Raw genomic sequence first — 24,265 nt, forward strand, 5'->3', positions numbered from 1 at the left:
CCACCGTCCCACCCACGCTCCGGAGGTCCACGATGTCCCGTTCCCTCACCCGCCTGTCCCGTCCGCCGCTCGCCGACCCGCTCGGCGCTGTCCCGGCTCCTGTCCCCGCCGTCAGCGCCCTCGGTACCGACGAGCCGACCGCGCGGCGCCGGGTCGCCGTCGTCGGCACCGGCTATCTCGGTGCCACGCACGCCGCGGCGATGGCCTCGCTCGGCTTCGACGTCGTCGGGGTCGACACCGACGAGAACAAGGTGCGCTCGCTCGAGCTCGGCAAGGTGCCGTTCTTCGAGCCCGGGCTCGCCGAGCTCCTCTCGGCGCAGGTGGCGACCGGGCGGCTGCGCTTCTCCACGGATGCGGCAGCAGCCGCGGCCGACGCCGACATCCACTTCATCTGCGTGGGCACGCCGCAGCAGCGCGGCTCCCACGCCGCCGACCTGCGCTTCGTGGAGGCAGCTGCGCGGTCGATCGCGGAGAACCTCACCCACGATGCGCTGATCGTCGGGAAGTCCACGGTGCCGGTCGGGACGGCGGCCCGGCTGCGCGCGCTGGTCGCCGAGCTCGCACCGGCGGGGGTGCGTGCCGAGCTCGTGTGGAACCCGGAGTTCCTGCGCGAGGGCAAGGCCGTCGACGACACGCTCCACCCGGACCGCATCGTGGTCGGCGGTGCGAGCCCCTGGGCCGCCGGCCTGCTCCGCGAGCTGTACGCGGCGCCGATCGCCGCCGGCGCGCCGGTCGTCGAGTGCGACCTCCCGACGGCGGAGCTCGTCAAGGTGAGCGCCAACGCGTTCCTCGCGACCAAGATCTCGTTCATCAACGCCATCGCGTCGGTGTGCGAGGCGGCCGGCGCCGACGTCACCGTGCTCGCGGACGCGCTCGGTCACGACCCCCGGATCGGGCGCCAGTTCCTCGATGCCGGACTCGGGTTCGGCGGGGGATGCCTCCCGAAGGACATCCGGGCTCTCATGCACCGCGCGCGCGAGCTCGGCGTACACCGGGCGGCTGGGCTGCTGCAGGAGATCGACGAGATCAACATGGCGCAGCGGGAACGCGTCATCGAGATGGCGACGACGGCGTGCGGCGGCTCCGTGCTCAACCGCCGGGTCGGCGTGCTGGGTGCGGCGTTCAAGCCACGCACGGACGACGTGCGGGACTCGCCGGCCCTCAACGTCGCCGCCGCGCTGCACCTGCGGGGAGCCCAGGTCACCGTCTTCGACCCCGAGGCGGCGGACACCGCGCGGCGCACGTTCCCGACCCTCTCCTACGCGAGCAGCGCAGCGGAGGCGGTGGAGGGGAGCGACGTCGTCCTGCTGCTCACGGAGTGGCAGGAGTTCCTCGACGCCGATCCGGCCGCGCTGGCCGGGCTCACCCCGACCCCGCGGATGATCGACGCGCGCGGGAAGCTCTCGCCGGAGCGGATGCGCGCCGCGGGCTGGGAGTTCGCAGGGCTGGGGCGCGTCGCGGCCTGAACCTCACAGGCCGAGGCGCGGTCCCTCGATCGCGGGGCACGTGTCCATGACGACGGCGAGGCCGGCGTCGCGGGCACGTGCCGCCGCGGCGTGGTCGACGACGCCGAGCTGGAGCCACACGGCGCGCGCGCCGCGTGCGATCGCCTCGTCGACGATGCCGCCGGCGAGCGTGGAGTTGACGAACACGTCGACGACGTCGATCTCGCCGGGCACGTCGGCGAGCGTCGCGTAGCCGCTCGCGCCGTGCACGGCCTCCGCGCGCGGGTGCACAGGGACGATCTCCATGCCGTGGCCCTGCAGGTAGGCGGCGACGCCGTACGCCGCTCGCGCCCGGTTCGTGGAGAGCCCGACGACGGCCCACCGGCCCGGCGTCGTGAGGAGCCGGCGGACCACCGCTGGATCGTTCTCGTGCTGCACCGAGGTCACGGCGGCGTCCCTAGCCGGCGTCGGTGGGCGTCGGCGTCGGCTCGGGGAGGGTGCCGTCGACGACCTGCTGGAAGAACAGTGGCGCCGCCTCCGGGTCGAGCAGGACCGTGGATCCGAGGTTCCCGCCCGGCCGGTAGTCCGGGTCGGCGATCGGCGGGGTCCCGCGCACGCCCTCCGGCCCCGTCGCGGTGCGGAACGCGAGGGCCATGCGCCCGAGGTCGAGGATCCCGGTGCCAGGGTCCGTGACGAGCGCGCCGGTACCGGCGTCGATGAGCGCCACCTGCCGCGTCGGGAGCACGAAGTTGCTCGGGCTGTTCATCGCCGCGGTCGTGGCCTCGATGACCTGCTGCTGCCGGATCGCCCGCCCGATGTCGCCGAGCGGGTCCTGCTTGCGCATGCGGGCGAACGCGAGCGCCGACGCGCCGTCGGCGTGGTGGCAGCCGGCCGTCCAGACCATGCCGGAGTCGGGGTCGTTCACGTCGGCGTCGTAGCAGAGCTCCACGCCGCCGACCGCGTCGACGAGCGAGGCGACGCCGCCCATCCCGATCTCCACGTAGTGGTCGACGGTGATCCCGGTGAGACCCTCGACCGTCTGCACGAGGAGGGGGGCGCCGCCGTGCGCGAACGCGGCGTTGAGCTTGCCGGGACCGAAGCCGGGGATGTCCGCGACGTACGTGTCGCGGGGGAGCGAGATCAGCGACGTCGGCCCGCTCGGCGGGACGGTGAGCAGCATGATCGTGTCGGTGCGCTGGCCCGACGTCGTGTCGCCCGCGAGGTAGCCGTCGTCACGGCTGTCCGACCCCGCGAGGAGGTACGTCGTACCGGGCGTGTCCGCCGCCGTCGACAGTGCCTCGGTGTGCTGGATCTTGCCGTCCGCCCAGATGAGCAGGCCGATCGGCCACGCGAGGAGCAGCACGAGGACGACGATGACGACGACGGTGATCCGCCGCCGGATGTACGTCCCGCGTGTGTGCTGCCGGCCGGCGCCGGGCGGCCCGCCGGTCGGGGGGCGCCCGGTCGGCCCGGGCTGCGTCGGGCGCGGAGGGTCGTTGCGGACGGGGTGCTGCGCCGGCGCCGGGCGGGGAGCGTTCCCTGCGGGCATGACGCGCGTGCGGCTCGTCTCGGCGGGGGGCGCGGCCGACCGGCGCGCGGGCGCCGTCGTCGCGGGTCGTGGGGGAGCCGCGGCACGCAGCCGCCCGGAGCCGGGCTCGAAGCTGGGCGGACGCGCGGCCGCACCGGGCGTCGACGAGGCGGGCGGCGGGTTCGCGGGGCTGCGGGGTGCCTCGGGTCGGCGTACGGGCCCGACTCCGACCGGTTGCGCCGAGCCCCCGGATCGGGCGCGGCTCGCGCGCGATCGCGCCGCCCGTGCCTCCTCGTGCTCGTCGTTCACGGTTCCTCCTCGGTGCCGGCGCTCGGCCGGTCGTCGGCGCACACGTCAGGCCTCGAGCGTACGAGCCGGATGCCCGGATTCCGTGAAGGCCCGGCGGGGGTGGTGCGGATCTTGGGCGGCGTCGGGTGCCGCCGAGCCCGCCCGCCGCGGCTCGGGTGCCGTCCCGCTCACGGGCAGGCGGGCTCGGCGGTCCCGGTGATCCCCGTGAACGCCGGGCCGGACGGGCTCGGGGTGCCGGTCACACCTGTCGGGCTGGGCTCTGGCGCGGGCGTCCCACCGGCATCGACGCCGGGCGGTGGCGTCACGGTGAGCGGCGTGTCGGCGGCGACCGCCGCGAAGAGCGTGTCGGCGTCGTCGGACCAGAGCACGTTGGCCCCGTCCCCGCGAGGCACCCACGGCACGGTGACGAACGTGAGGTCCTCGGCGCCGAGCCCGCGCATCGACGACGCGAGTCCGGCGAGACTCGTCAACGACCCGTACCGCGGGTCGGCCGTGACGGAGGACGTCAGGGCGTCCAGGAACGCGTACAGGCGCGGCGTGTCGGTCAGCAGCTCCGCCTGTGTCGCCTGCCGCGCGATCGCCGCGAGCAGCAGCTGCTGCCGGTCGATCCGGCTGACGTCGCTCCCGTCGTCGATCGTCTTGCGCGCCCGCGCGAGACCGAGTGCCTGGTCGCCGTCGAGCACCTGCTCGCCGGCGTCGAGGTACAGGTTCGCGTCCGGGTCGGCGATCGGTTCCGGGAGGCAGACGGAGACGCCGCCGAGCGCGTCCACCATCCCGCGGAACCCGAGGAAGTCGATGGCGAGGAAGCCGTCGACGCGTATCCCCGTCAGCGTCTCGACCGTCCGGATCGTGCACGCCGCGGCGTACGTGACGTCGCCGCTCGCCCCGCCGATCGCGAACGCCTGGTTGAACTTGCCGGTGCGGGGCTCGCTCTGCGACCCGTCGGGCAGCTCGCACGGCGGCACCGTCACCCACGAGTCACGCGGGATCGAGACCGCCTCCACGCGGGACCTGTCGGCTGACACGTGGAGCAGGATCGTGACGTCCGAGCGCATGTCCGGGCCGGCGGCGTCCTCTGCGGCGATCTGCGCGTTGTCCCCCGAGCGCGTGTCGGAGCCGAGCAGGAGCAGGTTGAGCGGACGCCCGGCGCCGGGATCGGTGGGTTCGGGTGCGCTCGGTCGGTCCGAGCCGAGCACGGAGTCGACGTCGGCGATCTGCACGTTCCCCTGCAGCTGCTGGAGGGCGGCCCCGGTGGCGGTGCCGGCGAACAGCACGATCGCGAGCGACGCGAGGCCCACCGGGCGCAGGAGCGGCCGCCTCCGGCGTTGCGTGGCGTGTCGCGGCTCTACCCGCACACCGCCTCGTCCTCGCCGGTGGTGACGTCCCACGGCTCGGTCGACTCGTCGGTGGTCGGGTCGGTCCCTTCGCCGCCGGCCGTCTCGCCCCCGGTGTCGGCGGGCGAGTCCGACGGCGTCGCGCCGGTGGTCGGGTCGGGTTCCGGCGTCGAGATCGGCTGGTCGGACGCGATGCGCTCCCAGAGGACGGCGCCGGCGTCGTTCTGCGTGACGACGTTGCCGGCCCAGTCGAACGGGACGGTCGTGAAGATGACGCCGTCGGCGGGCAGGGCGCGCAACGAGTTCGCGAGGCCGGCCATCGTCGTGATCGAGCCGATCCCCTCGCTCGTGGTGAGCGACGCCGTCGCCGCGTTGAGGAAGGAGAACAGCGCGCCGGAGTCCGTGATGATGTTCTTCGACAGCACCTGCCGCACCATCGCGGCGAGCAGCTCCTGCTGCCGGTCGATGCGGCCGATGTCGCTGCCGTCGCTGCCCGCCACGTTGTGTCGGGCCCGGGCGAGCGCCAGCGCCTGCTGCCCGTTGAGCGTCTGGTCGCCGGCCTGCAGGTCGAGATCGGACTTCGGGTCCTGCATCGGCTCCGGGATGCACATCGGCACCCCGCCGATCGAGTCGACCATGCTCTGGAAGCCCGTGAAGTCGACCACCACGAAGTCGTCCACGCGCATCCCCGTCATCTCCTGGACGGTGAGGACGGCGCAGGCGGCGCCGAACCCGATGTCGCCCGTCTGGGCGCCGAGGGAGAAGGCGGAGTTGAAGCGGGTGCCGTCGTCGTCGGTGCCGGCGTCCTGCGGGTACGTCTCGGATCCGTCCGGGAGCGGGCACGCGGGCACGTCGACGAGCAGGTCACGCGGGATGGAGACGACCTCCACGCGCGAGCGGTCGGCCGAGATGTGGACGAACAGGGTCGTGTCCGACCGCATCCCCTCGAACTCGCCGCCGATTCCGGCGTTGTCGCCGCCGCGGCTGTCGGAGCCGAGCACGAGGATGTTGTACGCCTCGCCGGCCTTGGGGTCGGACGGCGTGGACGGCCCGTCGGTGGGTTCGTGCGCACCGAGGATGTCGTCGAGGTCGTACCCGTTGTTGATGTTGTTCTGCAGGGCGTCGTACACCGCGTAGGCGCCGGTTCCGGAGAACGCGAGCACGCCGATCACCGCCACCGCGAGGCCGCGGAGGAACCGGTGGGAGCGCATCCGGCTCGAGTGGCGGGGGCCACGGCGCACGGCGGCGTCGGAGGTCGTGGGCATCGTCCAAGATCTTAGGCGGGGCGTGCGCGGAGCGATCGCTGGCAGCGGGCGCATCTCGTGAAGGGTTCGTGCACGCCGGCGCCGAGACGGAGGAGGGCGTCGGGTGCGGTGCGTGCGTCCGAGTGCGGTGCGCACCGGCCCACACTCGGGCGCACACACCGCACTCGAGGTCGGTGGCGCGCGACCGAGGGCTCGAGCAGGGGCGGGGAGCGGAACGGGTAGCGTTGCCCCGCCGGTGGTGCGTCACGTAGGCACCACGCACCAGGCACTCACGGAAGCGATGCGGGCGCTGGCCCGGAACAGGAGCGCGGACGCACGTGGCGACGGTACTGACGGCCGACGACCGGCTCCTCGTGCTCGGCGGCTCCGGCTTCATCGGGTCGCACCTGCCGCGCCAGCTCGCCCGGCTCGGGATCGAGTTCGACACGTTCGACCTGTACCCCTTCGACCCGGTGCCCGGCGCTCCGCTCCCGCGCCGGCAAACGATCGGCGACGTGCGCGATCTCGGCGCCCTGACCCGGGCGATGGAGGGCTGCACGGCCGTGCTCAACCTGGCCGCCGCCCACCACGACTTCGGCATCCCGCCGGCCACGTTCGAGTCGGTGAACGTCGGCGGGGCGCACAACGTGGTGGCGGCGATGCAGGCGCACGGGATCACGAACCTCTGCTTCTACTCCTCGGTCGCCGTCTACGGCTCCGGGCACGACGTGCCCCCGGACGAGACGACGCCGCCCGCGCCGGAGAACGACTACGGGCGGACGAAGCTGGCCGCCGAGGGCGTCTACCGGGCATGGCAGGCCGACGGCGAGGAGCGCCGGCTGCTGACGATCCGCCCCGCCGTGGTGTTCGGCCCGCGCAACTTCGCGAACGTCTATCGCCTGATCCGGCAGATCGACCGGCGCCGGTTCGTGCCCGTGGGGCCGGGCCGCAACCGCAAGAGCATGGCGTACGTGACGAATCTGGTCGAGGCGATCCTGCATGTCTGGACGCGCCCGCCTGGTGACGTACGGACGGATGGCTTCGAGGTGTACAACTACGCGGACAAGCCCGACCTCACGAGCCGCGAGGTCGTCTCGGTGGTGTACCGATCACTCGGCCGCCGGGAGCCGGGCCTCCGGCTGCCGCTCGCCCCCGCCGTCTGGGCGGCCAAGCCGTTCGATCTGGTCGCGCACCTCACGGGGCGGAACCTGCCCATCACGTCCGACCGGATCCGCAAGCTGTCCGACGCCGAGACCTCCTTCGGCGCCGACCGGATCCGGGCCACCGGGTTCACGCCCCGCATCTCCCTCGTCGACGGCCTGCGCCGGATGGTCGGCTGGTACCGGGACCAGGGACGGGACGCCGCACACGTCGACCACCTCCCGCCGGAGCAGCCGTGAGCGCCGGGACGCCGACCGCTCGTGCCCGGGTGGTCGCCGTCGTCGTCACGTACAACCGCCGTGACCTGCTGCGGGAGTGTCTCGACGGGCTGGCCGCGCAGACGCGGCCGCTGGACGCCGTCGTCGTCATCGACAACGCCTCGACCGACGGCTCCGGCGACGTCGCCCGGGCGCACCCGATCGCCGCCGACGTGCGCACGCTCGGCGAGAACCTGGGCGGCGCCGGCGGGTTCACCGGCGGGATGGCGCTCGCGCTGGACGAGCACGGCGCCGACTGGCTGTGGCTGATGGACGACGACACGATCCCGCGGCCGGGAGCGCTCGAGGCGCTGCTCGACGTCGTCGACGCGCATCCGGCGCCGCTGTCGGTGCTCTCGAGCGCCGCCGTGTGGACGGACGGGCGCGACCACCCGATGAACTCGCAGCGCGTCCGGCCGGGGGCGGGCGTGCGCGAGCTCGCCGTCGCCGCACGGCTCGGCGTGACTCCGATCCGGACGGCGTCGTTCGTGTCGCTCCTGCTGCGGGCCGAGGACGTCCGCACGCACGGGCTCCCGTACGCCGACTACTTCATCTGGGGCGACGACTCGGAGTACTCCGGGCGCCTCCTGCGGGACGGGTGGGGCGTGCGGGTGCCGGCGTCCGTCGTCGAGCACCGCACGAAGCTGTTCGGGTCGTGGGAGGCGGACCCGGGCGACCGGTTCTACTACGAGATCCGCAACAAGCTCTGGCTGTACTGGCGCACGACGTCGTTCCGGTGGTGGGAGCGGGTGCTCTACCAGGGTTCCGCCACGCTCGGCTGGCTCGGCACGATCCGGCGCTCGCCCAACAAGGGCCTCCTGCTGCGGCACCTGCGGCACGGCGTGCTCGACGCCGTCGCCGCACCTCCACGCCCGACGGCGGAGGTGCTGGCCGGCGAGCCGGCCGTCGCCGATGCGGTGCGCGAGCTCGAGGACGCGGCCCGCGGCGGGGGAGAGCCGCGGGTGTCGGAGAACGCACGCTGGGAGGCGGATGCTGCGACCCGGCCCGGGCCGGCGTTCTCCGTGCTGCTGCCGGTCTACGCCGGTGACGACGCCGCCGCGCTGCGTCGGGCGTTCGACTCCGCGACGCGTGAGCAGGAGCTGCCGCCCGACGAGGTCGTGCTCGTCCAGGACGGCCCGGTGCCGGCGGCGCTCGCGGCGCAGCTCGCCGAGCTCACGGCCAGCGACGACGTCGCGGTGCGGCTGGTCGTGCTGCCCCGCAACGTCCGCCTCGCCGCGGCCCTCCAGGCCGGTCTCGCGCAGAGCCGTCACGAGATCGTCGCGCGCGTCGACGCCGACGACGTGTCGCTGCCCTCGCGTTTCGCCCGCCAGGTGCCGCTCGTCGCCGACGAGGGCTACGACGTCGTCGGGTCAGCCATGCGGGAGTTCGACGCCGACGACGCCGCCCCGTCCGTGGGTCGGGTGCGCGACGTCGTCACGGAGCCGGACGAGATCGCCCGGGCCGCGCGGTTCCGCAACCCTCTCAACCACCCGACGGTGGTGTTCCGGCGCTCGGCGGTGCTGGCCGTCGGCGGCTACACGGACCTGCCGTACATGGAGGACTACTGGCTCTGGGTGCGGATGCTCAGGGCCGGGGCGCGCGTGACGAACGTCGCGGAGCCGCTGGTGCTGTACCGCACGGACGGCGTGTTCGCGCGGCGCGGCGGGATCGCGCCGCTGCGCTCGGACTGGCGGTTCCAGTCCGCGGCGCACCGGGTGGGCTTCGTCACCGCCGCCGAGGCGGCGCGCAACCTCGCGCTCCGCACCGCGTACCGCCTGGTGCCCACCCGGCTTCGTGAGGCGGGGTTCCGGCTCGTCAGCCGCTGACGCCGCGACGGCGTCGCCGCGCGGGTGTGGTGGGAAGGTTGCCGGGGCGGCAACCGACGTTCCACGGTCGGGCCTTCACCGAGTCGCCCCGTCGGAACCGCGGGCGCCACGCGTCGCTGAACCCGCACGACCACCGGTTCACGCGCCCCTGGGCGGCTGTTCACGCCGAACTGGGCGCGCGTTCACCACCCGCTCCTACCGTCGGGCGCGATGTCCGGTGAGCGAGTCTGGCGCGCCGATCTCGAAGGGCTCCGGGCCGTCGCGATCGGCCTGGTCGCCGTCTTCCACGTGTGGGTCGGACGGGTCTCCGGCGGCGTCGACGTCTTCCTCCTGATCTCCGGGTTCTTCGTGGGCGGGGCGCTCCTGCGCCGCGTCAGCGGCGTCGGCGTCGGCGGCGTCGGCGCGGACGACGGCACGCTCCACCTCGGCGCCTACCTCGCCCGGCTCGCGCGGCGGCTGCTGCCGACCATGCTCGTGGTGCTCGCCGCCGTCGTCGTCGGTACGGCGCTGTGGCTCCCGCGCACGCGCTGGTCCGATGTCGCCGGCGAGGTCCTCGCCTCGCTGGGGTACGCGGAGAACTGGCGGCTGGCGTTCGGCGGGCAGGCCTACGGCGCGGCCGACCCCACGATCTCGCCGCTGCAGCACGTGTGGTCGCTCTCCGTGCAGGGCCAGCTCTTCGTGGCCCTCCCGCTGCTGCTCGTGGCACTGGCGTGGCTGACGCGCCGCGCCGGCGGTGGCCCGCACGAGGTGCGCCGCGTCGTCGTCGGGGCCGCAGCAGCTCTCGCCGCGGCCTCGTTCGCGTATGCGCTCGTGTCCGTCACCCGGGACCAGCCCTTCGCCTACTACGACACCGGGGCGCGCGCCTGGGAGTACCTCGCCGGCGCGCTCGTGGCCGCGCTGCTCACCCGCTGGGCGCCGGCCGGCCCGATCCGGTTCGCCGCGGGCTGGCTCGGTCTCGCCGCGGTGCTCGCGGCGGGCTGGGTCGTCGACGGCGGGACGTCGTTTCCCGGGGTCGCGACGCTCGTGCCGGTGCTCGGCGCCGTCGCGCTCGTCGTCGCCGGCGCCGGACCCGGCCGACCGGGCGGCGCGTCCCGGCTCCTCGCGTGGCGCCCCCTCGCCGTCGCCGGGGGGTACGCGTACGAGTTCTACCTCTGGCACTGGGTGGTGCTGGTGTTCGCGCTCGCCGCGTTCGACCGGGACCGGATGGGGTGGCTCGCCGGATCGACGGTGCTCCTCACCTCCGCCGTCCTCGCCTGGCTGACCCGGCGGGTCACGACGTTCGCCCCACGTGCCGTGCGCGCCGTCGCGGCGCGGCACGCCACCGGGCTCACCGCCCCGCGCCCGCTGCTGGCCCGGGCGCCGGCGCTGCTCGCGGGGACGGTGGCGCTCACCCTGGCGGGCACGGGCTGGTTCGTGTATCTGGACCGCGAGCGAGCGGCCTCGGCCGGGCTGGAGTGGGACGCCACGAGCCATCCCGGCGCCCTGGCGCTCGTCGACCCGGCGGTGTGGCCGACGCCTGACGGCGTCCAGCTGCTGCCCGATCTTCTCGACGCCGCGGGCGACCTCCCGGCGACGACGACGGACGGTTGCGTGGTCGGTTGGGACACGGTCGAGCCGGTCGCCTGCGACTACGGCGACCCGGAGTCCGAGCAGACGCTCGTGCTCGTGGGCGGCTCGCACACCGAGAGCTTCTTCCCCGCGTTCGCCGCCGTGGCGCAGGAGCGGGGTCTCCACATCCGGACCTACCTCAAGGTCGGGTGCTACATGAGCGAGGACGAGACGGCACGGCTGCACGACCTCTCGCCGTACGAGGCGTGCTTCACGTGGCGCGAGAACGTCACCCGGATCCTCGAGACCGAGCACGCCGACGACGTCGTCGTGTCGACGTCGACCCGGTTCGTTCCGGACGGTCCGGGCGACGTCGTCCCCGGCGGCTTCGTCGACTGGTTCGAGCGGCTCGGCGACGCCGGTGTCACGGTGCTGGCCCTGCGGGACAACCCGGTGCCGCAGCTCGGGATCCCGACATGCCTCGAGGAGCACGCCGACGCGCCCGAGGCCTGCGCGCAACCCCGCGCGCAGCTGCTCTCGACGCCCGACCCGGTGAGCGAGGCGGGCCTGCCGGCCAACGTGCGGCCGGTCGACCTGTCCGCGGTGTTCTGCACGGAGACGACGTGTCCGGCGGTGCAGGGAAACGTCGTCGTGTACCGCGACGACCAGCACCTGACGGCCACGTACGCCCGCACGATCGCGCCCGCGCTGGACGACGCCCTCGGACCGGCGCTCGGCTGGTGGTGACGCCTCCACGTACGGGACGGCGCTGGGCGCCGGGTAGCCTGACTCGGTCGTCTGGGAGAGGAACTTCGGAGTGAATGCGGACCTCGTCGTCGTCGGGTCGGGCTTCTACGGCCTGACGATCGCGGAACGGTGCGCCGTCGAGCACGGCATCAAGGTGCTCGTCGTCGACCGGCGGCCCCACATCGGCGGCAACGCGTTCAGCGAGCGCGAGCGCACCACCGGCATCGAGGTCCACCGGTACGGGGCGCACCTGTTCCACACCTCGAACGAGCGGGTGTGGGACTACGTCAACCGGTTCACCGCGTTCACGAGCTACGTCCACCACGTGTACACGACGTACCGCGGCGAGGTATACCCGATGCCGATCAACCTCGGCACGGTGAACCAGTTCTTCCGCTCCGCCTACACGCCGGACGAGGCGCGCGCGCTCGTCGCTGAGCAGTCCACGGAGATCTCCGGGCACGAGGTGAGCAACCTCGAGGAGAAGGGGATCTCGCTCATCGGGCGGCCGCTCTACGAGGCGTTCATCCGCGGGTACACGGCGAAGCAGTGGCAGACGGACCCGAAGGACCTGCCCGCGGAGATCATCTCCCGCCTGCCGGTCCGGTACACGTACGACAACCGGTACTTCAACGACACGTACGAGGGTCTGCCGCGCGACGGCTACACGGCGTGGCTGGAGCGGATGGCGGACCACCCGAACATCGAGGTCCGCCTCGACACCGACTTCTTCGACTCCTCGCAGCCGATCAACTCCCGCGACGTCGTCGGCCAGGTCCCGGTCGTCTACACGGGCCCGGTGGACCGGTACTTCGAGTACGCGGAGGGTGAGCTGTCCTGGCGGACGCTCGACTTCACCGAGGAGGTCCTCGACGTCGGCGACTACCAGGGGACGTCGGTGATGAACTACGCCGACGAGGACGTGCCGTACACCCGCATCCACGAGTTCCGGCACTTCCACCCGGAGCGCGACTACCCGACGGACCGCACCGTGATCATGCGCGAGTACTCGCGGTTCGCGACGCGTGAGGACGAGCCGTACTACCCCGTGAACACGCCCGAGGACCGCGCGCGGCTGCTCGCCTACCGGGACCTCGCGAAGGGCGAGGACGGCGTGCTGTTCGGCGGGCGCCTCGGCACGTACAAGTACCTCGACATGCACATGGCCATCGGCTCCGCGCTCAGCGCGTTCGACAACAAGCTCACGCCGTTCCTGCGCGGGTCGCAGAAGCTGGTCAGCGGCGGCGTCGCCGACTGAGACCGGCATGGGAACGACCACGTTGCACCTGCTCCGGCCGGCGCTCCAGGACTATGCCTGGGGGTCGTCGACGGCGATCCCCGACTTCCTGGGCGAGGCGCCGGGACCGGGCCCGGTGGCCGAGGCATGGTTCGGTGCGCACCCGAGCGCTCCGGCCCCGCTGACCGCCGGCGGGACGCTCGAGGGGCTCATCGCCGACGACCCGGTCGGGACGCTCGGCGCCGACGTCGTGGCGCGGTTCGGCGAGCGTCTCCCGTTCCTGCTCAAGCTCATCGCGCCCGCCGCGCCGCTGTCCCTGCAGGTCCATCCGTCGCCGGCGCAGGCCGCCGCGGGCTACGCCGCCGAGGAGGCCGCCGGGATCGGCCTCGACGATCCCGCGCGCACCTACCGGGACGAGCAGCACAAGCCGGAGCTCGTCTACGCGCTGACCACGTTCGAGGCGCTCTCCGGGTTCCGCGCGCCGCGCCGGGCCGCGGAGATCCTGCGCGGACTGGACGCCCCGCTCGCGACGAGGCTCGCCGCGCTGCTGGGCGCGGACCCGACCTCGGCAGGCGTGCGTGCCGCGTTCACCGCGCTCCTCACGTCGCGCGACGTGACGCCGGCGGCGGTCGCCGACGTCGCCCGGGCGTGTGCGCGGCGGGCGGAGGGCGGGACGAGCCCGTCGGTCCGCTCCGACGCGATCGTCGCCCAGCTCTACGAGGCGAACCCCGGCGACCCAGGCGTCGTCGCCGCGCTCCTGCTGAACCCGGTGACGCTGCGACCGGGCGAGGCGATGTACGTGCCGGCGGGTGCGGTGCACGCGTACCTGTCCGGCTTCGCCGTCGAGGTGATGGCCAGCTCCGACAACGTCGTGCGGGCCGGCCTGACGCCGAAGCACGTCGACGTCGCGGAGCTGCTCCGCATCGTGGACTGCGTCGCGGCGCCGCCGATCCGGCTCGCTCCCGAGCACGCCCTGGCGCACACCGAGACGTACTACGCCCCGGTCGACGACTTCGAGCTCACCGTCGTGCGCGCCGCCGGACGCACGAGCCTCGCGGTGCCGGGTGCCGGACCGCGCGTGCTCCTGGTGGTCGACGGCGAGGCCGACCTGGCCGCGGCCGGCACCGAGGTCGCGGTGCAGCGCGGGAGCGCGGCGTTCGTGCCTGCGGTCACGGGCGACGTGCACGTGCGCGGAGAGGCGCTCCTGCTGCAGGCCTCGGTGCCCTGAGCTGCTCCGGGCGCGCCGTCAGGACGGCAGGAGCCCGCTGTCGATGCCCTCGTTCGCGCGGTCGAGGTCTTCGGGGAAGTCGACCTCCACGGCGAAGACGTCGCTGATGTCGACAGGGCGGAACCGAGCGCCGTCCTGGTGGATCGCGAGCTCCATCCCACCCTCGAAGTAGTCCTGGTCGTCGACCTGCGCGAGCCGCTTCCGCAGCGCCTTCCGATCCGAGGACGCGACGTAGTTGATGCCTACGGCCTCGCCCAGGCCGCCGACGACCTGCTTCGACAGCTCGGAGATGTAGCCGTCGTCGTCCACCCGGTACTTGACCTCTTCGTCCGAGACCTTCGCGGTGTTGACGGCGACCACCGACTCGTCGGCGTCGATGTGCGGGCGGAGGCGCTCGAGGACCTGGGGGTCGAAGACGACGTCCCCGTTGAGCCACAGCACGCCGCCCTTGGGATGGGCGCCGAGCGCGCGCAGCAGGCTCTTCGACGTGTTCGTCGTGTCGAACTCGTCGTTGTACAGGTAGACCACGTCGGGGAACGACTCGACCACGCGGTAGAAGCGGAAACCGACGACGACGAGGATCCGCGCCTTCGTGCCGAACACGGACCGGACGTTCTCGATCTGCTGCTGCATGATCGAGCGGCCGTCGTGCAGCTTCGTGAGCGGCTTCGGGTCGGGCATCCCGAGGCGGGTGCCCTTGCCGGCCGCGAGGATCGTGACGTTCACTGCCATGGGTCAGGCTCCCTCTGGGCGTGGCTGGGCGAGACGAGTCTCGACGATGTCCGTGAGCTCGGCGATCCGGAGGCTGTCGCGCCGGCACTCGTCGATCTCCTCGCGCAGCTCGTCGAGCTGGGCGCGCAGGTCGGCGATGTCGCGCCGCGTGCGGGACCGGGGCAACCTGTCCCGCACCCCGCGCAGGGCGGAGGCGACGCTCGGGGCGCGGGCGTCGAGTGCTGACGTGAGCCGTGACATCACCAGTCACCTTCCTTGCTGGCCTCGACGAGGCGCGCGGACACCGTGCCGCGCTCATGGTCCCGCGGATCGTCGTCCAGACGTCGGACGTCGAGCAGGTGGAGTCCGAACCGGCCGAGCTCCTGCTGCAGGTCGGGCACCTCCAGGTGCCACGTCGTGGGGTCGTCGAACGACACGTTCGCGGCGGGCACGGTGTCCATGACGAGCACGACGACGCCGCCGCGCCGGACGACCTGGCGCAGGAGGCGCCAGACGTTCGCCCTGCCGAGGTCGCCCATCCGTTCGACCAGGTGGGAGGCGAGCGCGTGGACGGGAGCCTCGGCGGCGCCGACGAGCTCGAGCAGGTCCGCGGTCTGCCGTGGGTCCACCAGGTTCGTCGGCCGCCACTGGACGGCGCCGGCGCGGTCGGCGTCCCGCGCCCGCCGCAGCGCCGCGGCCGAGTAGTCGAGGGCGATGACGCGGTGCCCGAGCCCGGCCAGGCTGATCGCGTCGCGGCCCAGCCCGGTCCCGAGGTCGAGCACCTGCGACCCGGGCGCCACGAGATCGTGCAGGAGGTGGGCACGCTGCGGGCCGTCCGCGTGCGCAGCGCCGTCGGAGTAGGAGTCCTCCCAGAACTCGTGCTGGAAGTTGGGCGTGCCGAACCAGTTCTGGAAGCGGCGCACCGTCGCGCGGGGGGTGTGCAACCGGTAGCCGGGGAGCGGGGTGTGCCAGTTCTCGTCGTAGTTGATGACGAGCCAGTCGGCGGGCCGAGCGGGCGCCGGGTAGCTGCGCCCCTCGAGCGTGACCGTCGAGAACGGCAGCATGCTGGCGCTCTCCATGCGCCCGCGGACGTGGAACGGCTGGTTGATGTACCCGTCCTTGAAGAACGCGGTGAACAGGTCGACGTAGCCGTCGACGGCGCCGTCGGGCGTGCGGAACGTCACCTGCAGATGGGCGGCGCTGTGCCGGAGCACCTCGAGCCCGCGCCCGGTCAGCTCGCGCTCGATCCCGAAGCTCTCCAGCGCCAGGTCGGCGGGGTGGGTGTGCTCGCTCAGGTAGGCGAGGTCGGCGTCGTCGTCATGGCTCAGCACGGTCCCCTCGCGCACGGCGCCGAGGAGGGTGCCCCCGACGACGAACGGTCGCAGACCGATCTCGCGGGTGATCTCGAGCAGCTCGTCCAGGCGGTCCAGGATCCGGACCCGCAGGCCCGTCGCGTCGCCCTCGAAGGACCTGCCGAGCCGGCCCCACTTGTTGACGGCGAGGTGGCGGCCGTGGTCGTCGACGACGGCGATCGCGGCCAGGGACGTCCCGAGGGCGACATCGGTGGCCCACAGCGTGCGTCCGCTCACCGAGTCGCGCACGGTGATGGTCGCCGTGCCGTCGAGGTACGGCACCAGCGGCTCTGGCCAGCGGTGGCTGCGCCGCGCGCGCCGCGCGGGCTTCGACACGAGGTCGATCGACCACACGCGGTGGCCGTTGACGACGACGTCGAGCGACGGGACCGAGGTCGGTGGCCGTTCGGGGAACGTCAGCGAGGCAGAGGTCGCGGTGAGGTGCCCGACGTCCGACATCACGCTCCTCGACTCCTCCGCGGCCGTTCACCAGGCGTTCAGCTCCGCGCCACCCCGCGGCCCTACCGTAACCGAGTTCGCGGCTCGCGAGCTGATCGCCGGCAGCCCGCGCGACCCGCCACCGACCGGGGCTGCGCCCCGGCCGGGGATACACTCGCCGCGGCCTCGCCCGGAAGGGCGGGGCCGGCAGCATCGGGACGCCGAGCGAGGCTGGCGTCGACGACCTGGGGAGTGACACGCGGTGCCCACGAACACGACGCCGTCCGAGGTGCGCACGGCGGCCGAGCCGTCCGACCTGAGGGCGCGATCCGAGACGACGACGTCCCGGAGGTCCCGCGTGCTCCCGCCGGTGCTCATGCTGCTGGTCGTGGCGATCGGTGTCGCCGTGCCGCTGCGGAACGACCGCGGCTTCTACTACTGGGACGACACGGCCGCGGCGGCGGTCGGTGTGTGGCAACGGATCGCCGACCAGGTGCTCTCCGGGACATTCCCGATCCTGCAGCTCGACATGTGGCGGGGCGGTAACTTCGTCGCGGAGGCCGCGACGGGGATGTTCAACCCGGTCATGGTCGCCCTGATGGTGGCGATCCACCCGCTCGACAACCTCGCGATCGGCATCACGCTGGCGAAGGGCGTGCTGTTCGCGCTCGTCGCGCTCGGCGTCTACCTCCTCGCCCGGGAGTACGGCGCCACGCGCTGGCCGGCGGCGATCGTCGGAGCCTCCATGGCGCTGAGCGGCTACACCGTGTTCATGGACGGGACGTCGTGGGTCAACGGCCTCGCGATCACGGCGTTCACGCCGTGGCTGTGGTGGGCGGCGCGCCGCCACCTCGAGGGGCGGGGGTCGATCTGGGTCGCCCTCGTGGCGGGCTACCTGCTGGTCTCGACGGGCAACCCGTACGGGGTGCTGGCGTTCGCCGCCGTGATGGGTGCGCTCGGCGTCGAGACCCTCGTGCGGCGTCGTCCGCGCAAGCTGTGGTGGCTCGGCGGGCAGATCGTCGTCGCGGCGCTCACCGCCGTCATCGTCTACCTGCCGTTCCTGCTGACGTCGACCGTCGGCAGCCGCGCCGGATCCGTCACGGGGAACGACGAGTTCTTCGCGCCGGGCCTCAGCGACCTGCTCGGGATGAGCTCGCCGACGTTCCAGCCGTACATCACGATGTTCGGCGGCAACCCGATGTCGTTCCCCGGTCTGTACCTGGCCTGGTTCCTCCTGCCGCTCATCCCGTGGCTGCGCTGGCGTTCCCTCGTGGCACGGTGGCCGGCCTGGTCCGGTGCGGCGGCGTTCGGGGTGTTCTACCTGCTGCTCGTGCTCGGCCCGTCCCAGATCTGGATGTTCCGGTGGCCGGCCCGCCTCCTGCCGTTCCTCGCGATCGCGATCTTCGTGATCTTCGCTGTCGCGCTGACGGCCGGCCTGGCGCGCGACAGGGTGAGGCTTCGAGCGTGGTTGACGACGGCGATCGTGCTGCTCGGCGCGTGGCAGACGTTCTCGGACCGCCCGAACCAGTACGTGTGGGCGGTGGCGGGCCTCATCGGCGTGGCGGCGCTGATGTACGCGTTCCTCAAGGTGCGCAGCGGCGCCCAGTGGTTCGCAGTCGTCGCCGTCGGGGCGATCGGGGTGCTGCTCGTGCAGACGCACTGGATGCCGGTCAACCGCAGCGTCGCCGACTACCAGTTCCCCCAGTCCCGGTCGGAGATCCAGGAGAGCTTCGCGGGCCGGTACGAGGGGATGACCGTGCAGGTCGCGAACCGGACGCTGCCGAACGAGCTCGAGACGGGCGACGGCGCCTGGCGCGACATCCTGTTCGGCAACCTGTACTCCGTGTCCGGCGTGGAGTCGACGACGGCGTACAGCGGCATCGGATTCACGAAGCACGACAACGCGCTGTGCCTCACGTACTTCGGCGGCACGTGCCCCGGCGCGTGGGACGCGCTCTGGGAGAACCCCGAGGGTGAGGACGAGCAGCTGGCCGATCTCCTCCGGGTCGAGACCGTCGTCGTCCTCCTGAACATCGTCCCCGACCCCGTCGCCCCGGAGGGGTGGACACAGGTGGACGAGACGGACTTCGTGCGGGTGTTCCACCGCGACGAGCCCATCCCGTTCCCCGACGGGCGCCTCAGCATCGCGGGCGACGCCGTCGACGTCTCATCCGACGTGAGCACGGGCGACCGGGCGGAACGCGTCGTCGTCTCCACGGGCGACGGCACCGCACAGGACCGGAGCCTCACGTTCTCGCGGCTCGCCTGGCCGGGGTACACGGTGACGGTCGACGGGACGCCGGTGGAGCCGATCACCGGCCCCGCCGGTCTCCTCCGGGTCGAGCTGCCCGCCGGGCTCACCGACGCCGAGGTCGAGATCAGCTTCCTCCCGCCAGGGTGGACGGCGGGCGTGGCGGCGTTGGGCCTGGCGGCCGCCATCGCGGTCGGCCTGGTGGTGGTCGACGGCGTCCAGCGGCGCCGCTCGCGTCGCTCGGTGCGCGGGGCGACGACGGAGGACGCGACCCTCGATCAGCCGGCCCCGGATGCGAGCCTGCGAGGCTAGGCGCATGGGCTTCGTGAAGCAGGGGACCGACCCGGCGTCGCCGGAGGCGGAGGCGAGCACGTCGCACCCGGTGCCGCCGGAGGCGAGCAGCGCGCCGCACCGCTCGTGGCCCCGGCGCATGCTCCCCGCGAGCCTCATGCTCGTCGTGACGGCGATCGGCGTCGTCATCCCGTTGCGGGGAAACTGGAGCTTCTACAACTGGGACGACACCGCCGGGGCGGCGATCGGCGTCTGGCACAGGGTTGCCGAGCAGTACCTGGCGGGCACGATCCCGATGCTGCAGCTGGACATGTGGCGGGGCGGCAACTTCACGGCGGAAGCCGCCACCGGCATGTGGAACCCGGTGATGGTCGCGCTGATGATCGCGATCCACCCGGTGGACGACCTGTCGCTCGGCATCACGATCGCGAAAGGTGCGCTGCTGCTCCTGGTCGCGCTCGGGGTGTACCTGCTCGCCCGCGAGTACGGCGCCGGCCCGTGGGCGTCCGCCGCGGTCGGCGTGGCGATGCCGCTGAGCGGGTACACGCTGTTCATGGACGGCACGTCGTGGGTCAACGGACTCGCCATCACGGCGTTCACGCCGTGGCTGTGGTGGGCGGCGCGACGGCACCTGGAGGGGCGCGGGCAGCTCTGGGTCTCGCTCGTGGCCGGCGGCCTGCTCGTGTCCACCGGCAACCCGTACGGCCTGCTCGTCTTCGGCCTCGTCATCGGCGCCCTGGGCGTCGAGTCCCTGGTGAAGCGCCGGCCACGGCGCCTCGTGACGCTGGGCGGGCAGACGATCGTGGCCCTGGCGATCGCCGCGTTCATCTACCTGCCCTTCCTCCTCACCGCGCCGGTGGGCCACCGGACCGCGCGGGCGTCGGTGCACAACAACGAGTTCTTCTCGCCGGGGCTGAGCGACCTCATGGGAATGAGCACCCCCGGGTTCGAGCCCTACATCGCGATGTTCGGGGGAAAGACCATGTCGTTCCCCGGGCTCTACATCGCGTGGTTCCTGCTGCCCGTGCTCCCGTGGATCCGCTGGCGACGCCTCGGCTCGACGTGGCGGGAGTGGTCCGGTGTCGCGGTGCTGGGGGCCGTCTCTCTGCTCATCGTCCTCGGTCCGTCGCAGGTGTGGATGTTCCGCTGGCCGGCCCGGTTGCTGCCGTTCCTGGCGATGGCGCTGCTCGTCATCTTCGCCCTCGCCATGACGAACGGCTTCCACCGCGACGCCGTGCGCCGGCGGTCGGTGGTCACCGCGTGCCTCATCCTGTTCGGCGGGTGGCTCGCCTACTCCGACCGGCCGCACCAGAGCACGTGGGCCGTGGCCAGCGTCGTCGGCGTCGCCGCACTGACCGTCGCGTTCCTGCTGGTGAGGACGCGTGCGCTGCGTTTCGGGGTCGTCGCCGTCGGCGCGATCGGTGTGCTCCTCGTGCAGACGTACTGGATGCCCGTGAACCGCAGCGTGGCGTACTACAACTTCCCGACGTCGGCCGCCGGGCTGCAGGAGAACTTCGGCTCGCGCTACGAGGGTCTGACCGTCCAGGTCGCCACGGAGAAGATCCCGTGGCAGGAACGGACGGAGGACGGCGCGTGGCAGGACCTCCTGTTCGGGAACATGTACGCGGTCGCCGGCGTGGAGAGCACGACGGCGTACAGCGGGATCGGGTTCCGGACCCACGACCAGACCCTGTGCCTCGCCTACAACGGCTGGATGTGCGCGGCCGCGTGGGAGACCCTCTGGGAGGTGCCCGAGGGCGAGACCGCGCCCTACGCCGACCTGCTGCGCGTCGAGACGGTCGTCGTGCAGAAGGGGCACGTGGCGTCGGTGGACGTGCCGCCGGGATGGGAGCTCGCCGAGGAGACGGACGTCGTCTGGGTGCTGCGCCGTGCGGATCCGCCGCCGTTCCAGGACGGGCGCGTCAGCTCGGTCACGGACGAGGTCGACGTCGTCGAGGACGTCATGGACGGCCCGCGTGCCGAGCGGCTCGTCGTGAGCACGTCGGACGCCGCCGAGCACACCGTGACGTTCTCCCGGCTCGCCTGGCCGGGGTACACGATCACCGTGGACGGGTCGGAGCTCGAACCACGATCGGGGCCCGCGGGCCTTCTCCAGGTGGACCTGCCGGCGAACCTGGATCGCGCGGAGGTCAGCGTGTCCTTCGAACCACCGGGATGGAGAATCGGCATGGCCGCATTGGGTGTCGCAGGGATCGGTGCGGCGAGCATGCTCGTCGCCGATGCGTGGCTGCGTCGCCGCGGTCGCACGACGGGAGCAGCGGATGCGAGCTGAGCAGTCCTCCAGCGCCGGCGGTCGCCCGGCGGCCGGGACGCGCGAGACCCTGAGCCTCGTCGTCCCCGCGTTCAACGAGTACGAGGGCGCCGGGGAGATCGTCGACTTCTACCGCGACATCGTCGCGGCGCACCCCGATCTCGACGTCGAGCTCGTCGTCGTCGACGACGGCTCGAGCGACGGGACCGCCGACGCCGTCCGCGGGGCGCTGGCCGACGGCGACCGCGCCGTCGTCATCTCCCTCGCCCGCAACTTCGGGTCCCACGCGGCGATCACGGCCGGTCTGTCGGAGTGCTCGGGCGACGTCGCTCTCACGCTGAGCGCGGACCGGCAGGAGCCGCTGTCCGCGATCGCCGACTTCATCGCGGCGTGGCGCGACGGTGCCGACATCGTGTGGGGGCTGCGGTCGGTGCGGGCGACGAAGTCGGGCCCGCAGGAGACGTTCGCGAAGGCGTTCTCGCGGATCTTCAACGCGACGTCGAGCGTGCCCACGTACCCGCCGTCGGGCCCGTCGCAGATCCTCGTGAGCCGTCGTGTCATCGACGTCCTCACGACGATGCCGGAGACGAACCGGAACGTGCTCGCGATGGTCGCGTGGGTCGGCTTCGACCAGCGCGAGATCCACTTCGACCAGCTCCCGCGGCCGCACGGCGTCAGCAAGTGGACGACGTCGAAGAAGGCGAAGCTCGTCATCGACTCCTTCGTCGAGTTCTCCTACGCGCCGATCCGCTGGCTGACCCTGCTCGGGCTCGGCGGGGGAGCGGCGGGGGTGCTGCTCCTGCTCACCGCGCTCGTGCTGGCGTTCTTCCCGGGAGCGCCGTCCGGCACCACGCTGCTGGCCGGCCTGATCCTCGCCGTCGGTGGAGCGCAGCTCGTCGGCATCGGCATCCTCGGCGAGTACCTGTGGCGCGCCGGTGACGACGCCCGGAGGCGCCCCGTGTACGTGCTGCGCGACCTCACGCGGTCCGGCAGCGCCTCACAGGACGGCGGCGTGGATGTTCCAGCCGCTCGACCCGACGACGCGCGGGGCTGAGACGAGACCGCTCGCCGAGATCGGGTAGCGCAGCAGGCGGCCGTTGCTCGTCGTGGGGTCCCGGACCAGCAGGAACGCGCCGGCGGAGTCGCGGCCGCCGACCACCGTGTCGAACCCCGCCCAGCCGGAGTTGAAGGCCACCGCCGGCGCCAGGGTGCCGTCGGAGCGCACGGTGTAGCGGTAGAGGTGTCCGCCGCGCCGCGCGACGAGGTCCGGGATGCCGTCGCGGCTGATGTCGCCGACCCCGACCACGGCGTCCACCGGGTGCCATCCCGTGCCGACCTGGCGCCTCGAGCTGAAGCCCCCGCCCGCGCTGCCTGGGTAGAGCCGCAGGGTCCCGTCCTCGGCCACCCGGCCGTAGAGGTCGGGCCGGCCGTCGCGGGTCACGTCGCCGGCCGGGACGAGCATGTCGATCGTGTCCCAGCCGGTGCCGACGACGCGACGCGACGTCGCCTCGCCGCTGCGGTTCATCGGGTAGAGCCAGAGCTGGCCTGTCCCGCGCTCGCGGGCGTAGATGTCGGGGATGCCGTCGCCCGTGACATCACCGGGGGAGATCAGCGTGTCGTGCATGTCCCAGCCGCTCCCGACGGCGCGCGCCGGTTCGAACGTGCCGTCCGGTCGTCCGCGGAAGAAGTACAGCGTGCCGGTGACGGTGCGCCGCGCCCAGACGTCCGCGTACCCGTCGCCGGTGACGTCCGTGACCATGCCGCCCACCGGCTGCTGCTGCCCCGCCGTCGTCCACCACGTCGAGCGCAGACCGAGCGCGAAGCGGAGCTGGTCGGCGGTGACGACGACCGAAGAGCTCGAGCCCTCGACGCGCACGCTCGTGACGCGTCCGCCCCACTCGCCCCGGCCGTCCCGGCCCAGGACGGTCAGGCGACGGAACGTGCCGATCCGCGGGTAGGCGGCCTGGATGGTCGAGGCGCGGACCGTCGTCGTCCAGTCGTGGGCGTTGCTCGGCACGACGCCGTCGTACGGGTCGTGGCGGGAGACGAGGTAGGGCTGCGACCCGGCGACGGACCATCCGCCGTTGGACGCGCCGAACTGGGTGAACGCGTAGCTGAAGGCCCCGCCCGTGATCACGACCTGGTTCGCCGTCCGGGCGATCGCCGCGTCGGAGGACGCGTGCTCGTGGTTCGTCACGAGCGACCCCGAGAGCGAGTACGTCGCGCGCCCGGCGTACACCTGGCAGGCGGTCGTGTCGCACGTGTCGATCGGGCCCGAGGAGGTGTACCGCTGGTGCGAGGCGTACGTGCGGGCGGCCACCGACTGGGCACCGAGCGCCGCCGCCGGCCAGGACGCGGGCATCTCCGCGGGCACGACGGCGCGCAGGTAGCTCTCCATCCGGACCACGTTCACAGTCGTGAGCACGCCGTCCGAGCCGCGGCGGACGCCGAGGGCCCCTCGGTACTCCCGGCGGGTGTAGTCCGGCCGGACCAGGCGGACGGCGCCCGCGCTCGACGTGAAGTCGGCGTACGTCCCGGCCACCACGGAGTGGTTGCGCCACGTGGCCTGCCCGGCGTCGACGTACTGGAGGCGCATCCCGCCCGAGACCGACACGAGGCGCCAGGAGAGGATCCGCTGCCCCGCCGACGACGTGGTGGGCAGCCGCACGGTCCCGGACTGCGATCGCAGGGCGAGACCGCTCGCCTGGTCGACCCGCAGCTCGCCGGGCCAGCTCGTGGACAGGCGGACGACGATGTCGGTGTTCGGCTGGCCCGTGAGGGACGTACCGGGGTAGTAGAAGCCCAGGATCTGCGCCGTCGTCAGTCCCCGGGTCGCCGCGCCGTACGCGCCCCACTGGGACAGACCCCGGCCGTGGCCGTAGCCGTGGCCGTCGAACGTCACCGTGCCGTCCGGCGCCACCGGGTGGCTCTCGACGGCCTGCGCGGCGACGGGGTGGAGGGTGACCGCGAGCACGAGCCCGAGTGCGGCGGCGCAGGCGCGCGCGAGAACCCGCCGCGCCGGGCGGGGGCCCGCTCCCTCGATGTTCGTCATCAGGCCACCTCCCGCTCGATCGTAGGCCGGAGCT

17 protein-coding genes are annotated in these 24,265 nt (G+C 73.0%); 9 read left to right on the forward strand and 8 right to left on the reverse strand.

All coding sequences use genetic code 11. The features are described 5' to 3' along the window. Positions 1-32: 32 nt before the first annotated feature. On the forward strand, positions 33-1,466 hold the full coding sequence (locus tag BCAV_RS05865; RefSeq protein WP_015881663.1) for a UDP-glucose dehydrogenase family protein: 1,434 nt from the start codon (positions 33-35) through the stop codon (positions 1,464-1,466). Between the two features lie 3 nt (positions 1,467-1,469). On the opposite strand, the gene BCAV_RS05870 is transcribed toward BCAV_RS05865, so the two are convergent. The 4 genes from BCAV_RS05870 to BCAV_RS05885 all read right to left on the reverse strand — a co-directional run bounded on the left by BCAV_RS05870 (position 1,470) and on the right by BCAV_RS05885 (position 5,881). After that, a complete protein-coding gene (locus BCAV_RS05870; RefSeq protein ID WP_043348753.1) occupies positions 1,470-1,883 on the reverse strand; it encodes a CoA-binding protein in 414 nt (137 codons plus the stop codon). Positions 1,884-1,902: 19 nt separating this feature from the next. After that, positions 1,903-2,994, reverse strand: coding sequence for an LCP family protein (locus BCAV_RS05875; RefSeq protein WP_015881665.1), 1,092 nt, complete (start codon positions 2,992-2,994; stop codon positions 1,903-1,905). 455 nt (positions 2,995-3,449) lie between these two features. Further along, positions 3,450-4,580, reverse strand: coding sequence for an LCP family protein (locus BCAV_RS05880; RefSeq protein WP_050761669.1), 1,131 nt, complete (start codon positions 4,578-4,580; stop codon positions 3,450-3,452). Positions 4,581-4,627: 47 nt separating this feature from the next. Further along, positions 4,628-5,881: an LCP family protein gene (locus BCAV_RS05885; protein ID WP_015881667.1), complete on the reverse strand. Its 1,254-nt coding sequence runs from the start codon at positions 5,879-5,881 to the stop codon at positions 4,628-4,630. Positions 5,882-6,198: 317 nt separating this feature from the next. Here BCAV_RS05885 and BCAV_RS05890 point away from each other — a divergent pair, with 317 nt between their 5' ends. From BCAV_RS05890 to manA, 5 genes are all read left to right on the forward strand, one after another. Further along, complete coding sequence (locus BCAV_RS05890; RefSeq protein ID WP_015881668.1) at positions 6,199-7,260, forward strand: NAD-dependent epimerase/dehydratase family protein; 1,062 nt, start codon at positions 6,199-6,201, stop codon at positions 7,258-7,260. Further along, the gene (locus tag BCAV_RS23355) at positions 7,257-9,104 is read left to right on the forward strand and encodes a glycosyltransferase (RefSeq protein WP_015881669.1); all 1,848 of its coding nucleotides are present in this window, start codon (positions 7,257-7,259) and stop codon (positions 9,102-9,104) included. Before BCAV_RS05890 ends, BCAV_RS23355 begins: the two co-directional genes overlap by 4 nt. 210 nt (positions 9,105-9,314) lie before the next feature. Next, a complete protein-coding gene (locus BCAV_RS05900) occupies positions 9,315-11,399 on the forward strand; it encodes an acyltransferase family protein (RefSeq protein WP_015881670.1) in 2,085 nt (694 codons plus the stop codon). 70 nt (positions 11,400-11,469) lie between these two features. After that, positions 11,470-12,657, forward strand: coding sequence for a UDP-galactopyranose mutase (glf, locus tag BCAV_RS05905; RefSeq protein ID WP_015881671.1), 1,188 nt, complete (start codon positions 11,470-11,472; stop codon positions 12,655-12,657). A gap of 7 nt (positions 12,658-12,664) precedes the next feature. Beyond that, positions 12,665-13,864 carry a mannose-6-phosphate isomerase, class I gene (gene manA, locus BCAV_RS05910; RefSeq protein ID WP_015881672.1) on the forward strand — a complete coding sequence of 400 codons (1,200 nt, stop codon included), beginning with the start codon at positions 12,665-12,667 and terminating at the stop codon, positions 13,862-13,864. Between the two features lie 18 nt (positions 13,865-13,882). Here manA and BCAV_RS05915 read toward each other — a convergent pair whose 3' ends face one another. The 3 genes from BCAV_RS05915 to BCAV_RS05925 are packed head-to-tail and all read right to left on the reverse strand — an operon-like array spanning position 13,883 to position 16,386. Continuing rightward, on the reverse strand, positions 13,883-14,596 hold the full coding sequence (locus BCAV_RS05915) for a phosphocholine cytidylyltransferase family protein (RefSeq protein WP_015881673.1): 714 nt from the start codon (positions 14,594-14,596) through the stop codon (positions 13,883-13,885). Positions 14,597-14,599: 3 nt separating this feature from the next. Next, the gene (locus tag BCAV_RS05920) at positions 14,600-14,836 is read right to left on the reverse strand and encodes a DUF6752 domain-containing protein (RefSeq protein WP_015881674.1); all 237 of its coding nucleotides are present in this window, start codon (positions 14,834-14,836) and stop codon (positions 14,600-14,602) included. Continuing rightward, complete coding sequence (locus tag BCAV_RS05925; RefSeq protein WP_015881675.1) at positions 14,836-16,386, reverse strand: class I SAM-dependent methyltransferase; 1,551 nt, start codon at positions 16,384-16,386, stop codon at positions 14,836-14,838. The genes BCAV_RS05920 and BCAV_RS05925 overlap by 1 nt, the downstream gene beginning before the upstream one ends. A 241-nt stretch (positions 16,387-16,627) precedes the next feature. Here BCAV_RS05925 and BCAV_RS05930 point away from each other — a divergent pair, with 241 nt between their 5' ends. From BCAV_RS05930 to BCAV_RS05940, 3 genes are read left to right on the forward strand one after another with little or no spacing between them, the layout of a single operon-like run. Continuing rightward, positions 16,628-18,928, forward strand: coding sequence for a glycosyltransferase family protein (locus tag BCAV_RS05930; protein WP_050761670.1), 2,301 nt, complete (start codon positions 16,628-16,630; stop codon positions 18,926-18,928). Between the two features lie 4 nt (positions 18,929-18,932). After that, on the forward strand, positions 18,933-21,200 hold the full coding sequence (locus tag BCAV_RS05935; protein WP_015881677.1) for a glycosyltransferase family protein: 2,268 nt from the start codon (positions 18,933-18,935) through the stop codon (positions 21,198-21,200). Continuing rightward, complete coding sequence (locus BCAV_RS05940) at positions 21,190-22,233, forward strand: glycosyltransferase family 2 protein (protein ID WP_015881678.1); 1,044 nt, start codon at positions 21,190-21,192, stop codon at positions 22,231-22,233. Before BCAV_RS05935 ends, BCAV_RS05940 begins: the two co-directional genes overlap by 11 nt. Here BCAV_RS05940 and BCAV_RS21485 read toward each other — a convergent pair. Beyond that, positions 22,177-24,231, reverse strand: coding sequence for a SpoIID/LytB domain-containing protein (locus BCAV_RS21485; RefSeq protein ID WP_050761671.1), 2,055 nt, complete (start codon positions 24,229-24,231; stop codon positions 22,177-22,179). The two genes, BCAV_RS05940 and BCAV_RS21485, sit on opposite strands and share 57 nt — an antisense overlap. Between the last annotated feature and the right edge of the window lie 34 nt (positions 24,232-24,265).

It is taken from the genome of Beutenbergia cavernae DSM 12333 (assembly GCF_000023105.1).
In the GTDB taxonomy this organism is placed as follows: Bacteria; Actinomycetota; Actinomycetes; order Actinomycetales; family Beutenbergiaceae; genus Beutenbergia; species Beutenbergia cavernae.